This is a genomic window from Apolloniradiicaulis salifontis (genome assembly GCF_053756655.1).
In genome coordinates this window covers 2,386,454-2,402,168 of the sequence record NZ_CM132387.1, presented here as the reverse complement: position 1 = coordinate 2,402,168, position 15,715 = coordinate 2,386,454, and the positions used below count along the sequence as shown (strand labels likewise).

General features: G+C 64.8%; 14 protein-coding genes and 1 pseudogene. 13 read left to right on the top strand and 2 right to left on the bottom strand.

The features are described from left to right. Nucleotides 1–35 precede the first annotated feature (35 nt). The 8 genes from ACWCOP_RS11535 to ACWCOP_RS11500 all read left to right on the top strand — a co-directional run bounded on the left by ACWCOP_RS11535 (nucleotide 36) and on the right by ACWCOP_RS11500 (nucleotide 11,161). The gene (locus ACWCOP_RS11535) at nucleotides 36–2,159 is read left to right on the top strand and encodes a TonB-dependent receptor (RefSeq protein ID WP_478248432.1); all 2,124 of its coding nucleotides are present in this window, start codon (nucleotides 36–38) and stop codon (nucleotides 2,157–2,159) included. Nucleotides 2,160–2,259: 100 nt separating this feature from the next. Beyond that, a complete protein-coding gene (locus tag ACWCOP_RS11530) occupies nucleotides 2,260–2,745 on the top strand; it encodes a MerR family transcriptional regulator (RefSeq protein WP_478248431.1) in 486 nt (161 codons plus the stop codon). Nucleotides 2,746–2,857: 112 nt separating this feature from the next. Next, nucleotides 2,858–4,645: an acyl-CoA dehydrogenase C-terminal domain-containing protein gene (locus ACWCOP_RS11525; protein ID WP_478248430.1), complete on the top strand. Its 1,788-nt coding sequence runs from the start codon at nucleotides 2,858–2,860 to the stop codon at nucleotides 4,643–4,645. 71 nt (nucleotides 4,646–4,716) lie between these two features. Further along, complete coding sequence (locus ACWCOP_RS11520) at nucleotides 4,717–5,883, top strand: acyl-CoA dehydrogenase family protein (protein ID WP_478248429.1); 1,167 nt, start codon at nucleotides 4,717–4,719, stop codon at nucleotides 5,881–5,883. A 31-nt stretch (nucleotides 5,884–5,914) separates the two neighbouring features. Continuing rightward, nucleotides 5,915–7,123 (top strand): acetyl-CoA C-acetyltransferase, encoded by a 1,209-nt coding sequence (locus ACWCOP_RS11515; RefSeq protein WP_478248428.1) that lies wholly within the window; start codon nucleotides 5,915–5,917, stop codon nucleotides 7,121–7,123. 125 nt (nucleotides 7,124–7,248) lie between these two features. Continuing rightward, on the top strand, nucleotides 7,249–9,441 hold the full coding sequence (locus ACWCOP_RS11510) for a 3-hydroxyacyl-CoA dehydrogenase NAD-binding domain-containing protein (protein WP_478248427.1): 2,193 nt from the start codon (nucleotides 7,249–7,251) through the stop codon (nucleotides 9,439–9,441). Nucleotides 9,442–9,615: 174 nt separating this feature from the next. Continuing rightward, a complete protein-coding gene (locus ACWCOP_RS11505; protein ID WP_478248426.1) occupies nucleotides 9,616–10,086 on the top strand; it encodes a hypothetical protein in 471 nt (156 codons plus the stop codon). Nucleotides 10,087–10,714: 628 nt separating this feature from the next. After that, the gene (locus ACWCOP_RS11500; RefSeq protein ID WP_478248425.1) at nucleotides 10,715–11,161 is read left to right on the top strand and encodes a secondary thiamine-phosphate synthase enzyme YjbQ; all 447 of its coding nucleotides are present in this window, start codon (nucleotides 10,715–10,717) and stop codon (nucleotides 11,159–11,161) included. Nucleotides 11,162–11,164: 3 nt separating this feature from the next. On the opposite strand, the gene ACWCOP_RS11495 is transcribed toward ACWCOP_RS11500, so the two are convergent. Then, complete coding sequence (locus tag ACWCOP_RS11495; protein ID WP_478248424.1) at nucleotides 11,165–11,308, bottom strand: hypothetical protein; 144 nt, start codon at nucleotides 11,306–11,308, stop codon at nucleotides 11,165–11,167. Nucleotides 11,309–11,519: 211 nt separating this feature from the next. On the opposite strand from ACWCOP_RS11495, the pseudogene ACWCOP_RS11490 reads away from it, so the two are divergent. The 5 genes and pseudogenes from ACWCOP_RS11490 to yghX all read left to right on the top strand — a co-directional run. Then, a pseudogene (locus tag ACWCOP_RS11490) lies at nucleotides 11,520–12,044 on the top strand (prephenate dehydratase domain-containing protein); the annotation flags it as partial. 36 nt (nucleotides 12,045–12,080) lie between these two features. Beyond that, nucleotides 12,081–13,304: a pyridoxal phosphate-dependent aminotransferase gene (locus ACWCOP_RS11485; protein ID WP_478250684.1), complete on the top strand. Its 1,224-nt coding sequence runs from the start codon at nucleotides 12,081–12,083 to the stop codon at nucleotides 13,302–13,304. Nucleotides 13,305–13,399: 95 nt separating this feature from the next. Next, nucleotides 13,400–13,867 carry a Dps family protein gene (locus tag ACWCOP_RS11480; protein WP_478248423.1) on the top strand — a complete coding sequence of 156 codons (468 nt, stop codon included), beginning with the start codon at nucleotides 13,400–13,402 and terminating at the stop codon, nucleotides 13,865–13,867. Between the two features lie 165 nt (nucleotides 13,868–14,032). Continuing rightward, nucleotides 14,033–14,284: a hypothetical protein gene (locus ACWCOP_RS11475; protein WP_478248422.1), complete on the top strand. Its 252-nt coding sequence runs from the start codon at nucleotides 14,033–14,035 to the stop codon at nucleotides 14,282–14,284. A gap of 95 nt (nucleotides 14,285–14,379) precedes the next feature. Beyond that, nucleotides 14,380–15,267: a YghX family hydrolase gene (gene yghX / locus ACWCOP_RS11470; RefSeq protein WP_478248421.1), complete on the top strand. Its 888-nt coding sequence runs from the start codon at nucleotides 14,380–14,382 to the stop codon at nucleotides 15,265–15,267. Nucleotides 15,268–15,310: 43 nt separating this feature from the next. Here the strand turns inward: yghX and ACWCOP_RS11465 are convergent, their stop codons facing one another. After that, entirely contained in the window at nucleotides 15,311–15,613 is a 303-nt protein-coding gene (locus ACWCOP_RS11465; RefSeq protein ID WP_478248420.1) for an aspartate decarboxylase, read from the bottom strand. Nucleotides 15,614–15,715: the final 102 nt, after the last annotated feature.

Sequence of the window (15,715 nt, the reverse complement as noted above, 5' to 3'; positions counted from 1 at the left end):
TACGCTATATTATAACATAACAGGACCTGTCCCCCATGACCCGTTGCGCTGCTTCGCCGTCCGCCCGCCGCCTTCGCCTTCTGGGCGCCGCCAGCCTTCTGGCGCTGGTGTCCGCCCCGGCCTTCGCTGAAGCGCATCCCGATGTCATTACGGTGACGTCCAGCCCGATCCAGGTGGATAATCGTTCCAGCGCCGGGGCGGTCACGGTGATCGGCGAAGACCAGCTGGTGCGCGATCTCAACGGCAATCTCGCCGACACGCTGGAGCGTACGCCGGGAGTAACGACGACCTATTTCGGTCCCGCCTCAGGTCGCCCCATCGTGCGTGGCCTGGGAGCGGAGCGGGTGCGCGTGCTGATCAACGGGCTGGGCGGTCTCGACGCCTCGGCGTCCAGCCCCGACCATGCGGTGTCCAGCGAAGTGCTGGGGGCGCAAGCGATCGAGGTGCTGCGTGGACCGGCTGCGATCGCGTTCGGCGGCGGCGCCGTCGGCGGCGTGGTCAATATCCTGGACGGCCGGGTTCCCACCGCACCGGTGGACGGCTTGTTCGATGGTTTCGTGTACCTGGGCGGAACAAGCGTCGATGACGGCTCGCAGGTCGCCGGCCGCCTGACCGGATCGGTCGGCGCCGTCGTGCTGCAGGGCGATTATGTGCGCCGCCACGGTGGCGGGTTCGAGATCCCCGGCTTTGCAGAGTCTGAAGCCGAGCGCGCCGAACACCACGGCGACGACGATCACGACGAAGACCATCACGACGACCATGAGGGGCACGAGGACGAGGAGCCGGAGTTCGGCTCGGTGGAGGGCGGCTTTTATACCTTCGAGAGCGCCTCGGCCGGCGCCTCGCTGGTTCAGGATTGGGGCTATGTCGGGCTGTCGGTGAAAAATCTCGACGCTGAATATGGACTTCCGGGCCATTCCCACGCCCATGAGGAAGAACACGGCGAGGATCATGGCGGCGATCATGATCACGACGAGGATCACGGCCATGATGAAGAGGAGGGCGTGCCGATCCTCCTCATGGAACAGACCCGGATTGATCTGCGTGGCGAGATCGCGCGGGACGGCTTCCTCAATCGTGTCCGCTTCGGCTTCGCCCATTCCGACTATGGACACGCCGAGCTGGAAGGCGATGAAATCGGCACGCTGTTCGATGTGGAGGGCGTGGAGGGCCGGGTGGAACTGGCCCATGACCATGGCGGCGTTCGCCAGGGCGCCTGGGGGGTCAACGCCTTCGCCCGCGACTTTGAGGCCATCGGCGAGGAAGCCTATATCGAACCGGTGACGACCCAGGACTGGGGCGCCTTCGCCACCGAGCGCTGGGATTACGACTCCTGGGGCTTTGAAGCCGGTGCGCGCCTTGAGACCCGCAAACTCAACGGCCTTCGCGCCGAGCGCCGCTATGACACGGTGTCGGCGTCCGGCTCGCTGTTCGCGCGTCCGGCCGAGCCCTGGTTTGTGGCCGCCAGCCTTTCGCGCACCGAGCGCGCGCCCAGCGATGTGGAGGTGTTCGCCTTCGGCCCCCACGCCGCCACGCAGAGCTTCGAGATCGGGAATCTTGACCTCGACACGGAGACCGCCTGGTCGGTCGAGGGCCGCGCCCGCTATGAGATCGCCCGCTTTTTTGCTGAGCTGGACGTGTTCTACGCCGATTATGACGGCTTTATCGGCCTCTTCCCCACCGGCGCCGAAGAAGACGGGTTTGATGTGTTCGAATACCGCCAGGAAGACGCAAGGCTTTACGGTTTCGAGCTTTACGGCGAATCCGAGATCGCCGAGATCGCCGGGGTCCAGCTCATCGCCGAGGCCGGGATCGACTATGTCCGCGCCGAAACGGATGCGGCCGGAAACCTGCCGCGCATCCCGCCGCTTTCGGCCAATCTGGCCTTGATCGCCGAGCGCGGGATCTGGTCGGCGCGCGCCGAGACCCGGCTTGTGGCCGAGCAGGACGACACCGCCGATTTTGAAACCGCAACGGGCGGCTACGCCCTGCTCAACGCCGATCTGGTGGTGACGCCGTTCGACGCGCGCGACGTGTCGCTGATCCTGGGCGTGCGCAACATCACCGACGAAGAGGCGCGGGTGCATTCCAGCTTCCTGAAAGACCAGATCCCGCTGCCCGGCCGCAATATCCGCGTGGCTATCCGGGCCGCCTTCTAGCCTGATCTGACGGCGCTCTCTCAGCGGTTTTGAGAGAGCGCCGACGCGCGCGCCCAAAATTGACGTTGACGTGAACGTCAACTTCGCTAGTTTCGCGCCCATGACGAACATCACCAGGCAGGCGCCGGCGGAGCATACGATCCGCGAACTCGCAGACCGGTTCGACGTAACCGCGCGAACCCTGCGCTTTTATGAGCAAAAAGGCCTGCTGAACCCGAAGCGGCGCGGCGCTACGCGCATCTACAGCGCCGCCGACGTCGCCCGCCTGGACCTGATTCTGCGTGGCCGCCGGGTCGGCTTCACGCTGGAAGAAATCAAGGAGATGCAGGAGCTTGAGCGCCTTGATGAGGGCTCGCGCCTGCACATGGAGGCCACGCTCCACCGCTTCAATGACCGCATCGCGACGCTGGAGCGCCAGCGCGCGGACATCGAACACGCCCTGGCTGAGCTCAAGGCGGGGTGCTCCTGGCTTGAAGAACGCATCGCCGACCGAGATCCGCCCGAAGACATTAAGCGCCGCGCCCGCGCCTTCGAGGCGCTGGCCGCGGCGCGCCTCAATGACTGGACTGAAGGGGCGAGCGAGTAATGCGTGACGCTTTTGCAAACCCCCGCCTGTTTTCCTCGACGCAGACCGATTTGCACGGTTTGCTTCTTTCCTGATCCCGGCCTGATCCCGGACCCTCCACGGAGCTTGATCCATGCCCTCCTATACCGCCCCGGTCAAAGACCAGCTTTTCGTCCTGAATGACGTTCTGAACGTTCAGCAATACAACAATGTGCCCGGCTTCGCCGACGCCACGTCCGACATCGTGAGCGCCGTGCTCGAGGAAGGGGGCAAGTTCTGTGAGAACGTGCTCTATCCGCTCAACAAGACCGGCGACCGGGAAGGCTGCTCGCTGAAGGACGGCGAGGTCACGACCCCGGCCGGCTTCAAGAACGCCTACAAGCAGATGACCGAGGGCGGCTGGACCGCGCTGTCCGGTGATCCCAAATACGGCGGGCAGGGTCTGCCGGCCTATCTGAACCTGGCGTTCAACGAGATGGTCACCAGCTCCAACATGGCGTTCGGCATGTATCCGGGCCTCACCGGCGGGGCCGCCCACGCGATCCATATCGGCGGGTCCGACGAGCAGAAAGAGATGTATCTGCCCAAGATGATTTCGGGCGAGTGGTCGGGCACCATGAACCTGACCGAGCCCCATTGCGGCACCGATCTTGGCATGCTGCGCACCAAGGCGGTCCCCAATGGCGACGGCTCCTACGCCGTCACCGGCCAGAAGATCTGGATCTCGGCGGGCGAGCACGACATGTCCGGCAACATCATCCACCTGGTGCTCGCGCGTATCGAAGGCGCGCCGGCCGGTGTGAAGGGCATCTCGCTCTTCGTGGTGCCGAAATTCCTTCCCGACGAGAACGGCGAGCCGGGGACGCGCAACACGCTCCAGTGCGGCGGCCTGGAAGAGAAGATGGGCATCCACGGCAACGCCACCTGCGTCATGAACTATGACGGCGCCAAGGGCTGGCTTGTGGGCGAAGAGAACAAGGGCCTGCGCACCATGTTCATCATGATGAACGAGGCGCGCTTAGGCGTCGGCCTGCAGGGGCTGGGCCTGGCCGAAATCGCCTACCAGTACTCGCTGGCCTTCGCCAAGGACCGCATCCAGGGCCGCTCCCTGACGGGTCCGAAGAACCCCGAAGACCAGGCCGATCCGATCATCGTGCACCCCGATGTTCGCCGGATGCTGATGAACCAGAAAGTCTTCGTGGAAGGCGCTCGCGCTCTGGCGCTCTGGACCGCGCTGCACGGCGATCTGGAGCACAAGTCCGAAGACGACGCCACGCGCGAAAAGTCCGGCGATTACATGGCGCTGCTCACTCCGGTGATCAAAGGCTATCTCACCGATAAGGGCTATGACTGCGTGTCCGAAGGCCTGCAGGTCCATGGCGGCTCGGGCTTCACCGCTGAGTGGGGCATCGAACAGACCCTGCGCGATGCGCGCATCACCCTCATCTATGAAGGCACGAACGGCATTCAGGCGCTGGACCTGGTGGGCCGCAAGCTCGCCATGGCCGGCATGCGGCCGATCAACACCTTCTTCGGCGAGCTGGATGAGTTCATCGCCGAGAACGAGGGCGACGCCGATCTGAAGGTCTCCATCGAAGGCTTGAAGAGCGTGAAGGCCAAGCTTCAAAAAGCCACCAGCTGGCTGGTGGAGAAGGGCCTGGAGAATTTCGACAACGCCGGTGCGGCCTCGACCGACTACATGCACCTCTTCGGTCTGACCTGCATGTCCTACATGTGGGCGAAGATGCACAAGACCGCCAACGCCAAGATCAAGGAAGGCGCGTCCGATCCGATCTACGCGTCCAAGCAGGTCTGCGCGAAATACTTCGTCGAGCGCTGGCTTCCGCTGGCTGACGCCCATCTGGCGCGCGTCCAGAGCGGCGCAGAGACGATGATGGCGCTGCCCGCTGAAGCGTTCTGAGACTGACCGAAAACCCCGTCCGCGCCCTGCGCGGGCGGGGTTTTCGCAAGACTATACCGGAGGAGACCCATATGACCGCTCAAGTGCTCAACGTCCCGCGGCCCGAATGGCTGGACCAGGAAGACGTCAACATATTCGAAGACGCCGTGCGCGGCTTCGTGGCCAAGGAATGCCTGCCCCACACCGAACGCTGGGAGAAGGAAGGCGTCGTCGACCGCGATGTCTGGACCAAGGCGGGTGAAGCCGGCCTTCTGTGCCCGGCCTGCCCCGAGGAGTACGGCGGAGCGGGCGGCGACTGGCGCCATGACTACGTGTTCCACATGGCCACCACCGAGGCCGGCGTGGAAGGCTGGGGCGCAAGCCTGCACAACTCCATCGTGGGTCCCTATGTCTGGCATTACGGCTCGGAGGAGCAGAAGAAGAAAATTCTGCCCAAGCTGGTGTCCGGTGAATATGTCGGCGCCATCGCCATGTCCGAACCGGGCGCCGGATCCGACCTGCAGGGGGTGAAGACCACCGCGGTGAAGGACGGCAACGGCTACCGCATCAACGGTTCGAAGACCTTCATCACCAATGGCGGCACGGCGAACTTCATTATCGTCGTGGCCAAGACCGACCCCAAGGCCGGCGCCAAGGGCACCACGTTGTTCATGGTGGAGACCGACGGGGCGGAAGGCTTCCGCCGTGGGCGCAATCTCGACAAGGTCGGCATGAAGTCCCAGGACACCGCCGAGCTGTTCTTTGAAGATATGTGGGTGCCCGCCGAGGCGCGCCTGGGCCAGGAAGAAGGCCAGGGCTTCATCCAGCTCATGGAGCAGCTGCCCCAGGAGCGCCTGCAGATCGCGGTTCAGGGCGTCGGCATGATGAAGCGCGCGCTCCACGAGACCATCGCCTATGTCAAGGAACGCAAGGCGTTCGGAAAATCGATCATCGAATTCCAGAACACCCAGTTCAAGCTGGCCGAGCTGAAGACCAAGGCGACCATCGCCGAGGTGTTCGTCCAGCACTGCTCGGATCTTCTGATCAAGGGCCAGCTGGACGCGGCCACCGCGTCCATGGCGAAATACTGGGTCACCGACATCCAGTGCGAGCTGATCGACGAATGCGTCCAGCTCCATGGCGGCTACGGCTACATGAACGAGTACCCAATTGCGCGCATGTTCCGCGACGCCCGCGTCCAGCGGATCTATGGCGGAACCAACGAAATCATGAAGCTCCTGATTGCTCGGACGCTTTAATAGTTTGACCCCTTTGAGGGAGGAACCCCCAATGACCGACGCTTACATCTACGATTCCGTGCGCACCCCGCGCGGCAAGGGCAAGAAGAACGGCACGCTGCACGAGATCACCGCGCTGCAGCTGGCCACCCAGCAGCTTGAAGCGATCCGGGATCGTAACAATCTCGACACGTCCTTCATCGACGACGTGGTCCTGGGCTGCGTCTCGCCGGTGGGCGAGCAGGGCGCCGACATCGCCCGCGCCGCCGCGCTGAACGCCGGTTACGCAGAGACCGTGTCCGGGTTTCAGGTGAACCGCTTCTGCGCCTCCGGCCTGGAAGCCACCAATCTGGCGGCTGCGAAGGTCATGTCCGGTGAAGCCGACATGGCCATTGGCGGCGGCGTGGAGGCCATGAGCCGCGTGCCCATGGGCTCTGACGGCGGCGCCATGGTGGTCGATCCTGAAATGGCGTTCGACCATTACTTCGTGCCCCAGGGCGTCTCGGCTGATCTCATCGCGTCGAAATACGGCTATAGCCGCGACGATGTGGACGCCTACGCCGTGGAGTCCCAGAACCGCGCCGCCAAGGCCTGGGAGGAGCGCCGCTTCGACAAGTCAATCGTGCCGGTGAAGAACCAGCTGGGCCTGATGCAGCTGGATCACGACGAGTACATGCGCCCGGGCACCGACATGCAGTCGCTGGCCAGCCTCAAGCCGGCCTTCGAGGCGCTGTCGGCGATGATCGGCCTGGATAAGGTCGCCATCCAGAGATATCCGGACCTGGAGCGCATCAACTTCGTGCACCACGCCGGCAACTCCTCGGGCATCGTGGACGGCGCGGCCGCCATCCTGGTCGGCACCAAGGAGATGGGCGAGAAGCTGGGCCTGAAGCCCCGTGCGCGCATCCGCGCCATGGCCTCCATCGGCTCTGAACCCACCATCATGCTCACCGGCCCGGCCCCGTCGGCGCGCAAGGCGCTCAAAAAAGCCGGCATGAGCCCCGACGACATTGATCTTTACGAGATGAACGAGGCGTTCGCCGCCGTGGTGCTGCGCTTCATGGAGGATCTGGGCGTCGATCATTCGAAGACCAACGTCAATGGCGGCGCCATCGCCATGGGCCACCCGCTGGGGGCCACCGGCGCGATGATCCTGGGCACCATCCTCGACGAGTTGGAGCGCACCGGCAAAGGCACCGGCCTCGCCACGCTCTGCGTTGGCGGCGGCATGGGCACGGCGACGATCATCGAGCGGATCTAGACACTTGGCATCGCCCTTCGAGGCCCGCTTCGCGGGCTCCTCAGGGTGAGGAAAAACAATCACCTCATCCTGAGGAGTCTTTCGCGAAGCGAAAGCCTCGAAGGATCGGCGAAAGGGACACTGACATGACCTACACCCACTTCAAATTCGACGTCGACGGCGACGGGATCGCCCTGATCACCTTCGACTCCCCTAATGTCTCCATGAACGTGCTCTCGGGCGCCGTCATGGGCGAGATCGACGAGATCGTCGGCAAAATCTCCGGTGACGACTCCATCAAGGGCGCGGTGATCACGTCGGGCAAGAAAGCCTTCTGCGCCGGCGCCGACCTGTCCGAGCTGGGCGGCGGCATGGCCGAGCTGGACGGCCTCTCCGAGGACGAAGCCAAGACCAAGCTGTTTGAGACCGCCTACCGGCTGAACCAGTCGCTTCGCGCGCTGGAGACCTGCGGCAAGCCGATCGCCGCGGCGATCAGCGGCCTGGCGCTGGGCGGCGGCTTCGAGGTGACGCTGGCCTGCCATTACCGCGTCATGGCCAGCGATGTCGGCGCCAAGCTGGGCCTGCCGGAAAGCCTCGTGGGCGTTCTGCCCGGCGGCGGCGGCACCCAGCGTCTTCCGCGCCTCGTCGGCGTGATGAACGCCGCGCCGATCATGCTGCAGGGCAAGCAATTCGACGCCGAGAGCGCCAAGGCGCAAGGCGTCGTCCACGAGATCGCGCCGCTGGCCGAGATCATCGACAAGGCCAAGGCGCTGGTGAAAGCCGATCCCATGGGCGCCAAGCAGCCCTGGGACCAGGACAAGTTCAAGCTCCCCGGCGGTGGTCCCTATCATCCCGCCGGCATGCAGGTGTTCGCCGCCGCCTCGCCGATGCTGCTCAAGGAGACCTACGGCAACTATCCGGCCCAGCGCTACATCCTGTCCTGCGTCTATGAGGGCCTGCAGGTGCCCATGGACGCCGCGCTTCGCATCGAAAGCCGCTACTTCACCAGGCTCCTGATGCGGCCGGAGTCGCGGAACATGATCCGCTCGCTCTTCCTGTCCAAGCAGGCGCTGGAGAAGGGCGCGCGCCGCCCCGCCGGCCAGACCAAGGGCGAGGTCAAGAAGATCGCCGTCATCGGCGCCGGCTTCATGGGCGCAGGCGTCGCCACGGTGTCGGCCCAGGCCGGCATCGAGGTGATCCTCATCGACGCCGACCAGGAAGGCGCCGATCGCGGCAAGAAGCATGTCGCCGATCACTTCGCCAAAGGCGTCAAGCGCGGCAAGCTCACCCAGGACTCCGCCGACGAGAAGACCAATCTCGTCACCGCCACGACCGACTATTCGCTCCTGAAGGATGTCGATCTGGTCGTGGAAGCGGTGTTCGAGAACTCCGAGCTGAAGCACAAGATCACCAAGATGGCCGAGGAGCATATGCCCAAGGACGCCATCTTCGGCTCCAACACCTCAACCATCCCGATCTCCTCGCTGGCGGAAGCCTCCTCGCGGCCGGAGAACTTCATTGGCGTGCACTTCTTCTCGCCGGTCGAGAAGATGATGCTGGTGGAGCTCATCGTCGGCGACAAGACCGGTGACAAGGCGATCTCGCTTGCGCTGGACTTCGTGGCCAAGATCAAGAAGACCCCGATCGTGGTGTCCGACACCCGCGGCTTCTACGCCAATCGCTGCGTCATGCGCTATATCGAGCAGGGCATGTACATGCTCACCGAAGGCGTGAAGCCGGCCCTGATCGAGAACGCCGCCAAGATGGCCGGCATGCCGGTCGGTCCGCTCAGCCTGCAGGACGAGGTCGCCATCGATCTCGGCTACAAGGTGCTGCAGCAGACCAAGAAGGATCTCGGCGACGCCTTCGAGGACACGCCGAACGCCGAAGTCATCGAGAAGATGTATGAGCTTGGCCGCTATGGGCGGAAAAACAAGAAGGGCTTCTACGTTTACTCCGACGACGGCAAGCGCCTCTGGGACGAGCTCGGTCAGTTCGCGCCGGGCGGCAAGCTGCTGGACGAGCAGCCCAGCGTCGCGGAGATCAAGGACCGCATCCTCTACGCCCAGGCCATCGAGGCCGCGCGCACCATGGAGGAGAACATCGTCGCCGATCCGCGTGAAGCCGATGTCGGCTCGATCCTGGCGTGGGGCTTTGCGCCCTATACCGGCGGGGTCCTGTCCTACATCGACACGATCGGCGCGGACGCTTTTGTCAAGCGCGCCGACGATCTGAAGGCCAAGTACGGCAAGCCGTTCGAGGTCCCCCAATTGCTCCGTGACATGGCGGGCAAGAACGAGACCTTCTACGGCCGCTTCAAGCCGGCCAAAGCGGCGTAAGCCCCGCTTTCTCCGCTCGATAAAGAACCCCGGCGCGAGGGATTGCGCCGGGGTTTTTTGTTGGCGGATCGTCAAGGCGCCGCCTAAAGGGTCCCCTGCACCGTCCCTTTCACGACGGAACTCCGCCCCGGTTGAGCTTGTTGTTCATGCAGCAGTTACCAGGAGGAGCACACGATGGCGTCTCATCGCAGCACCGACGCCGCACCCGCCGATGATCAGGCGTTTGCGGAAGCCTTTGACGAGGACAAGACCGCCACCGAGGCCGAGATCGGGCGGCCGGACCGCGACAAGGAAGACAGCCGCGTCCAGCCGGTGGATCAGGGTATGACCGGCGCTCGCGGCGAACGCTTCGGCGAGACCGTGCGCGCCGAAGGCGATGCGCCCGGTCGCAGCGAGGAAATCGACGAAGATGAAGATCGCCGGCGGAGCGGCGCCGAAGAGGCGGGCGAGGACGATCTGATCCAGCCCAATGGACCGGCGCAGAAACGTCCGCGCAAGCCTACCGACACTGATGTGAAGCATACCCCTGGCCAGACCGCGCCCAGGAAAAAGGACGGCGGGATGGACGAGGATGATCGCCTTGACGAGGCGATGAAAGAGAGCTTCCCAGCCTCCGACCCGCCGCCGATCCGGCCCGGCGAATAGCGCAAGGCAGGTGGTATGCAAATCGCGTAAGCAATTGAAACGGAAGCTGGCATGGCCCGGCTTCCGTTTCTATTTGGCCAGACCCAATTATCATGTTATTCTTTAGTTAACAGATTGCGATCCGCCGCTATCTCCTTTTGGAGAGGCGGCGCCCGGTCGCTTTGGGACCGGGCGCGCGTGAAGTATTCACCGCAACGCGCCCGTATGACGCCCCTGCCAAGCAGGGGAGCCGCCCCGGATTGAAACCCGGGGCCGGGACGCCGCAGTAGAGACGCCATCAGTGCGCGCGCGGTTCTCCCACATGGGCTCGCCCGCCCGCCATCCGGCCCCCGCAGCCGGAGACGGGCGGACGGCCTGGTGGTTCCGATCAAGCCCGCCTTTCTCGTTTACCCCGCTCTTCCGTCCGCACCGCCCTGTATCCCCGGCTCAGCAGCAGCCGGGGCTTGGCGAGGGCGCGGCGATTTCGCAGCACGCGTGCGATTTCAGATCGGCCGTGGATTGCAGGGTGTCGCCGGAATAGGCGTTGACGCTGTCGCGCATGGACATGGGTCGCTCCGGCTGGTGTCTGGACGCGGACCGGTCCAGAGTGCGCAGACTGCGTCCAATGACAGAGCCGTGAGGAGGCGCCATGGCGCAGAGCCGCATCATCGTGGAAACCACCGGTCCGGGCCTCTACGCGTTCACATTCGAGGCCGAGCGATTCGTGCGCGGCGTCGTCGAAACTGGCGGGGCGGAGGGGGGCGCAGACGAGGGCCTGCTCACCTGCTTCGTGCGCCACACCTCCTGCTCTCTGGTGATTCAGGAAAACGCCGATCCCGACGTGCGACGCGATCTGCAGGACTTCTTCAGACGGCTGGTTCCGCCCGGCGATGATGCATCCATGGGCTGGCTGCGCCACACCACCGAAGGGCCGGACGACATGCCCGCCCATATCCGGGCGGCGCTCACCGCCGTGTCCATCGGTGTGCCGGTTTCGGGCGGCGCCATGGCGCTGGGGACCTGGCAGGGTCTGTATCTGTTTGAGCACCGAGATGCGCCGCACCGGCGCGAGATCGTGCTTCACCTGTCGCGGTGAGGCCTAATCGATATAGGCGCTGTCGGCGATGAAGAGCGGGCTCTGGCCGCGCGCATTATCGCCATGGAACAGGGCGGCGGCGGCGGCAAAGCAAACCAGCGCCATGACAAGGCTGGCCAGGCCGGCTGCTGACGTTGAACGCTTCATATCCGGCCTCCCGTTCGCCGTTTTAAAAAGGGGTGGGTTTCTGAACCCGCCATGAACAGGAAACGCCCGTCGCGTGGCGGGTCCGCGTCGCAAAAACGGCGCCGGGAAGGTGAATTAAGGCCATTTGCGGGCGGAGGGGCCGGAGCGGGGCCTGAACCGCGCTATGGCTCTCGCCTTTCCCAGATCCGGCGCGTCCCGCTAAGCTGAAGCCATGACGACAGCGCGACTGGCATATCTCGGCCCGCAAGGAACCTTCACCCACCAGGCGGCGCTGGCGCTGGCCGGCGACTGCGCCTTTGCGCCCATGGCCGATCTGGACGCCGTGCTCGCGGCGCTGAAAGGCGGCGAGGCGGACCTCGCCTGCGCCGCGCTGGACAGCGGCGCCGGCGAGATCGCCGCCACGCGCGCGGCCCTCAACGACGGCTGGGCGGTGGAGCGGGCGCGCACCGCGATCCCTGTGAGCTTTGACCTTTATCGGCGGCCCGGCGATGACGGCCCGCTCGTCGGCGTCTATGGCCATGAAAAGGCGCTGGCCCAGATCGCTCCCTGGATGACGGCCCGGGCGGTGACGGGGGAAGCGCTCGCCTCCAATACCGCCGGCCTCGCCAGAGTGCGCGATGAAGACCGGCCGGGATGGGGCGCGGCGGGGCCGCCGGGTCTTGCTGCGCAGTTCGCTCTTGAAGTCGTGGCCCGGGCGCTGGAAAGTCCGGCGCGCAACGAGACCGTCTTCGTTCTGCTCGCCCGCGCCGACGCGCATGAAAGGAAACCGCCCATGTCCCAGTCCGCCAGCGATCCGATCCGCACCTCCGACGCGCTGTCGCGCGTGCAGCCCTCGGCCACCATTGCGGTGAGCCAGAAGGCGCGCGAGTTGAAAGCCCAGGGCGTCGATGTGATCGGGCTGGGCGCCGGAGAGCCGGATTTCGATACGCCCGACCATATCAAGGAGGCGGCCATCGATGCGATCCGGCGCGGCGAGACCAAATACACCAATATTGACGGCCTGCCGGAGCTGAAGGAGGCTATCTGCGCCAAGTTCAAGCGCGACAACGCGCTCTCCTACACGCCGTCCCAGGTGAACGTGTCGCCGGGCGGCAAGCCGGTGATCTACAACGCCTTCGCCGCCACGCTGAATCCGGGCGACGAGGTGGTGATCCCGACGCCCTACTGGGTGAGCTATCCGGAAATGGCGCGCCTTGTGGGCGCCGAGCCGGTGTTTGCGCCGGCGGGTGTCGAGGACGGGTTCAAGCTGAAGCCGGAAACGCTGGAGAGGGCGATCAGTGCAAAGACGCGCTGGGTGATCCTCAATTCGCCGTCCAATCCGACGGGGGCGGCCTACACCGCCGACGAGATCAGGGCGCTGGCCGAGGTGCTGATCCGCCATCCCCAGGTGCTCATCCTCACCGACGACATGTATGAGCACATTGTCTATGACGACTTCAAATTCGCGACGATCGCCGAGGTCGCGCCGGAGCTTTACGACCGCACGCTCACCATGAACGGGGTGTCGAAGGCCTACGCCATGACCGGCTGGCGCATCGGTTATGCAGCGGGCCCGGAAAAGCTCATCAAGGCGATGGCCAAGGTGATGAGCCAGACCACTTCCAATCCCTGCTCCATCAGCCAGTGGGCCTCGGTCGCGGCGCTCAACGGCGAGCACGATTTCCTGAAGCCGCGCAACGCCGCCTTCAAGACGCGGCGCGACGCCATGCTGGAGAAGATCGCCGCCGCGCCGGGTCTGACGGCGCCGACGCCGGAGGGCGCGTTTTACATCTTCGCCGATTGCTCCGGCCTGATCGGCAAGACCAGCGCCGGCGGGGCCGCGCTGAAGACAGATCTCGACGTCAGTGCGGCCCTTCTCACCGAGGAAGCCGTGGCGGTGGTGCCCGGTGAGGCCTTCGGCGCGGCGCCGGGCTTTCGCCTGTCCTACGCCACCGACGACGCTGCGCTGGAGGAGGCGGGCAAGCGGATCGTGCGCTTCTGCGATGGTGTGCAGTAGATATAGGCCCGATCTATAAAATCGAGCGTTATTACCAATTGGTTTTATGTCGCGGCTTCCCATATGATTGGAAAGCGATGTCAAAGGAGACGATCATGGATATCAATATGGGCCTGACCAAAGAGCAGCGCGAAGCGATGGCGAAGGCCGTCGGCGCGCTGCTGGCCGACACTTACGCGCTGTATTTCAAGACTCACGCCTATCACTGGAATGTGACGGGGCCGCGCTTTCACGATCTACACGCCATGTTCGAAGAGCAGTATCAGGAGCTCTGGGCGGCGACAGACGACATCGCCGAGCGTATCCGCGCGCTTGGATTCCCCGCGCCGATCTCATACGCCCAGATGGCCGAGCAGGCGTCGGTGAAGAGCGATACGTCGACGCCGGACGCCAACACCATGCTCACCAATCTCATCGAGGGTCATGAGCAGGTGGTGCGCACCGCCCGCAAGGCGCTCACCCTCGCCGGCGAGCACGGAGACGAGGCGACCTCGGATCTGGTGGCGCCGCGCGTCACCGCCCACGAAAAATTCGCCTGGATGCTGCGCGCCACCGCCGGTTAAGGCGAGAGCCAACGCGCTGAAAAGACAAAACCCGCCGGCGCTCGCCGGCGGGTTTCTAGTCGCAGCAGAGGGCTCTTTTCAAACGCCCTGTCCGGCGCCAAGTATATCGCCGCCCCGCAGAACACGCCGCAGGGTGCGGCGCGGGAGGGGTGGATTCGTCGGGCCATGGCCTTTCGTAGACGCGCTTCGGCGCTGGATATTGCGTCGGCCCTTGCGGGCGGCGCGTTCTTATCCGTAACCCTCTTTCTCCTGATCGGCGCCGCGGTGTGGGGCGTCCTCAGTCTCGCCCACGCGCCGCTTTCCGCCATCACTGCAGCCGAGGCGCTGGCCGGCGCCGCCGCGCTGGTGATCGGCGTGGTGACCGTGCGCAACGGCGTCAAGGTGGCGACCCAAGACGCGCCGCAAGACACCGCCTAAGCGCAACCAGGACGTGGCTTTGGACGATTTGGCGGTCCGCTCTGGCAAGACGGGCGCGGCGCGCTATCCTTCTTCCCATAGAAGAGGAGCGCGCCATGACCCGTCTGACCGCCAAGGACTTCCCGCCAGAGTTGCTGGAGCTTTATGATTTCTACGCCCATGACCGGATTTCAAAACGCGATTTCCTGGTCCGGGCGTCGGGATACACGGTGGCGGGCCTCACCGGCGCGGCGCTGATCGCGGCCATGAGCCCGGATTATGCGCTGGCCCAGCAGGTTCAGTTCACCGATCCGGACATCCTGCCTGAATACGTCACCTATCCCTCGCCGGACGGCCATGGCGAGGTGCGCGCCTACCGGGTGGCGCCGGCCGGGCTTGAAGCGCCGGTGGGCGGCGTCGTGGTGGTGCACGAAAATCGCGGGCTCAATCCCTATATCGAGGACGTGGCGCGCCGCGTCGCCAAAGCCGGCTTCATCGCGCTGGCGCCGGACGGGCTTACAAGCGTCGGCGGGTATCCCGGCAATGACGATGAGGGCCGCACGCTTCAGCGCTCGGTGGATCAGGAAAAGCTCTTGAACGATTTCTTCGCCGCCAAGGACCATTTGCAGGCTGACCCGGCCGTCAATGGTAAGGTGGGCTGCGTCGGGTTCTGCTATGGCGGCGGGGTGTGCAACGCCATGGCTGTGGCGTTCCCGGATCTAGCCGCCTCGGTCCCCTTCTATGGCCGTCAGGCGAGTGTGGAGCAGGTTCCCGCGATCCAGGCGCCGCTCCTTTTGCACTATGCCGAGCTTGATGAGCGGATCAATGAAGGCTGGCCGGCCTATCGCGACGCGCTGGACGCGAACAACAAGGCCTACACCGCCCATTTTTATGAGGGCGCCAGCCACGGCTTCCACAATGATTCAACGCCGCGCTTTGACGAGGCCGCCGCAGCGCTCTCCTGGCGGCGCACGCTCGCTTTCTTTCAGGAGCACCTGGTCTGAGGCTGACGCCTGAGGTTCCGCGCAGACGGCTTGCGCTTTAACGCTACTTGCCGTGGGCGTTGCGCCATTTCTCCATGGACTGGGAGATGGCGAAGGTTTCCCGGTATTTCGGGCTGCCGCCGGGGCGCGGCGCGCGCTCGCGCGTCAGCTCCATGATCTCGGCCAGCTTGTTGTGGGCCGAGCCCGCCTGGCCGGCGCCGATATAGGCGTGCAGCTCGACCAGCGCGCTGGACAGCGGATCATCGGCGCGGATCACGAAATAGGGCTCGTCATCGCCGAGATCGGGCAGACAGTCATACTGGCTGGGATTGGCTTTGGAACCCAGAGGAGGGGCGGCGTCGGACATGGGAAGGCTCCCGAAAAACTAGCGCGCGACCGAAGCGAATCGCAGCGATTAATCTAACAGAGTGCGCGCAGAATGCAGGCCCCCCGAAGCCCGGCGCGGACA

What these genes read in the sequence shown, in the direction of transcription:
- ACWCOP_RS11535 (WP_478248432.1), top strand. Translation starts at nt 36, where the DNA reads ATGACCCGTTGCGCTGCTTCGCCGTCCGCCCGCCGCCTTCGCCTTCTG.
- ACWCOP_RS11530 (WP_478248431.1), top strand. Translation starts at nt 2,260, where the DNA reads ATGACGAACATCACCAGGCAGGCGCCGGCGGAGCATACGATCCGCGAA.
- ACWCOP_RS11525 (WP_478248430.1), top strand. Translation starts at nt 2,858, where the DNA reads ATGCCCTCCTATACCGCCCCGGTCAAAGACCAGCTTTTCGTCCTGAAT.
- ACWCOP_RS11520 (WP_478248429.1), top strand. Translation starts at nt 4,717, where the DNA reads ATGACCGCTCAAGTGCTCAACGTCCCGCGGCCCGAATGGCTGGACCAG.
- ACWCOP_RS11515 (WP_478248428.1), top strand. Translation starts at nt 5,915, where the DNA reads ATGACCGACGCTTACATCTACGATTCCGTGCGCACCCCGCGCGGCAAG.
- ACWCOP_RS11510 (WP_478248427.1), top strand. Translation starts at nt 7,249, where the DNA reads ATGACCTACACCCACTTCAAATTCGACGTCGACGGCGACGGGATCGCC.
- ACWCOP_RS11505 (WP_478248426.1), top strand. Translation starts at nt 9,616, where the DNA reads ATGGCGTCTCATCGCAGCACCGACGCCGCACCCGCCGATGATCAGGCG.
- ACWCOP_RS11500 (WP_478248425.1), top strand. Translation starts at nt 10,715, where the DNA reads ATGGCGCAGAGCCGCATCATCGTGGAAACCACCGGTCCGGGCCTCTAC.
- ACWCOP_RS11495 (WP_478248424.1), bottom strand. Translation starts at nt 11,308, where the DNA reads ATGAAGCGTTCAACGTCAGCAGCCGGCCTGGCCAGCCTTGTCATGGCG.
- ACWCOP_RS11485 (WP_478250684.1), top strand. Translation starts at nt 12,081, where the DNA reads ATGTCCCAGTCCGCCAGCGATCCGATCCGCACCTCCGACGCGCTGTCG.
- ACWCOP_RS11480 (WP_478248423.1), top strand. Translation starts at nt 13,400, where the DNA reads ATGGATATCAATATGGGCCTGACCAAAGAGCAGCGCGAAGCGATGGCG.
- ACWCOP_RS11475 (WP_478248422.1), top strand. Translation starts at nt 14,033, where the DNA reads ATGGCCTTTCGTAGACGCGCTTCGGCGCTGGATATTGCGTCGGCCCTT.
- yghX (WP_478248421.1), top strand. Translation starts at nt 14,380, where the DNA reads ATGACCCGTCTGACCGCCAAGGACTTCCCGCCAGAGTTGCTGGAGCTT.
- ACWCOP_RS11465 (WP_478248420.1), bottom strand. Translation starts at nt 15,613, where the DNA reads ATGTCCGACGCCGCCCCTCCTCTGGGTTCCAAAGCCAATCCCAGCCAG.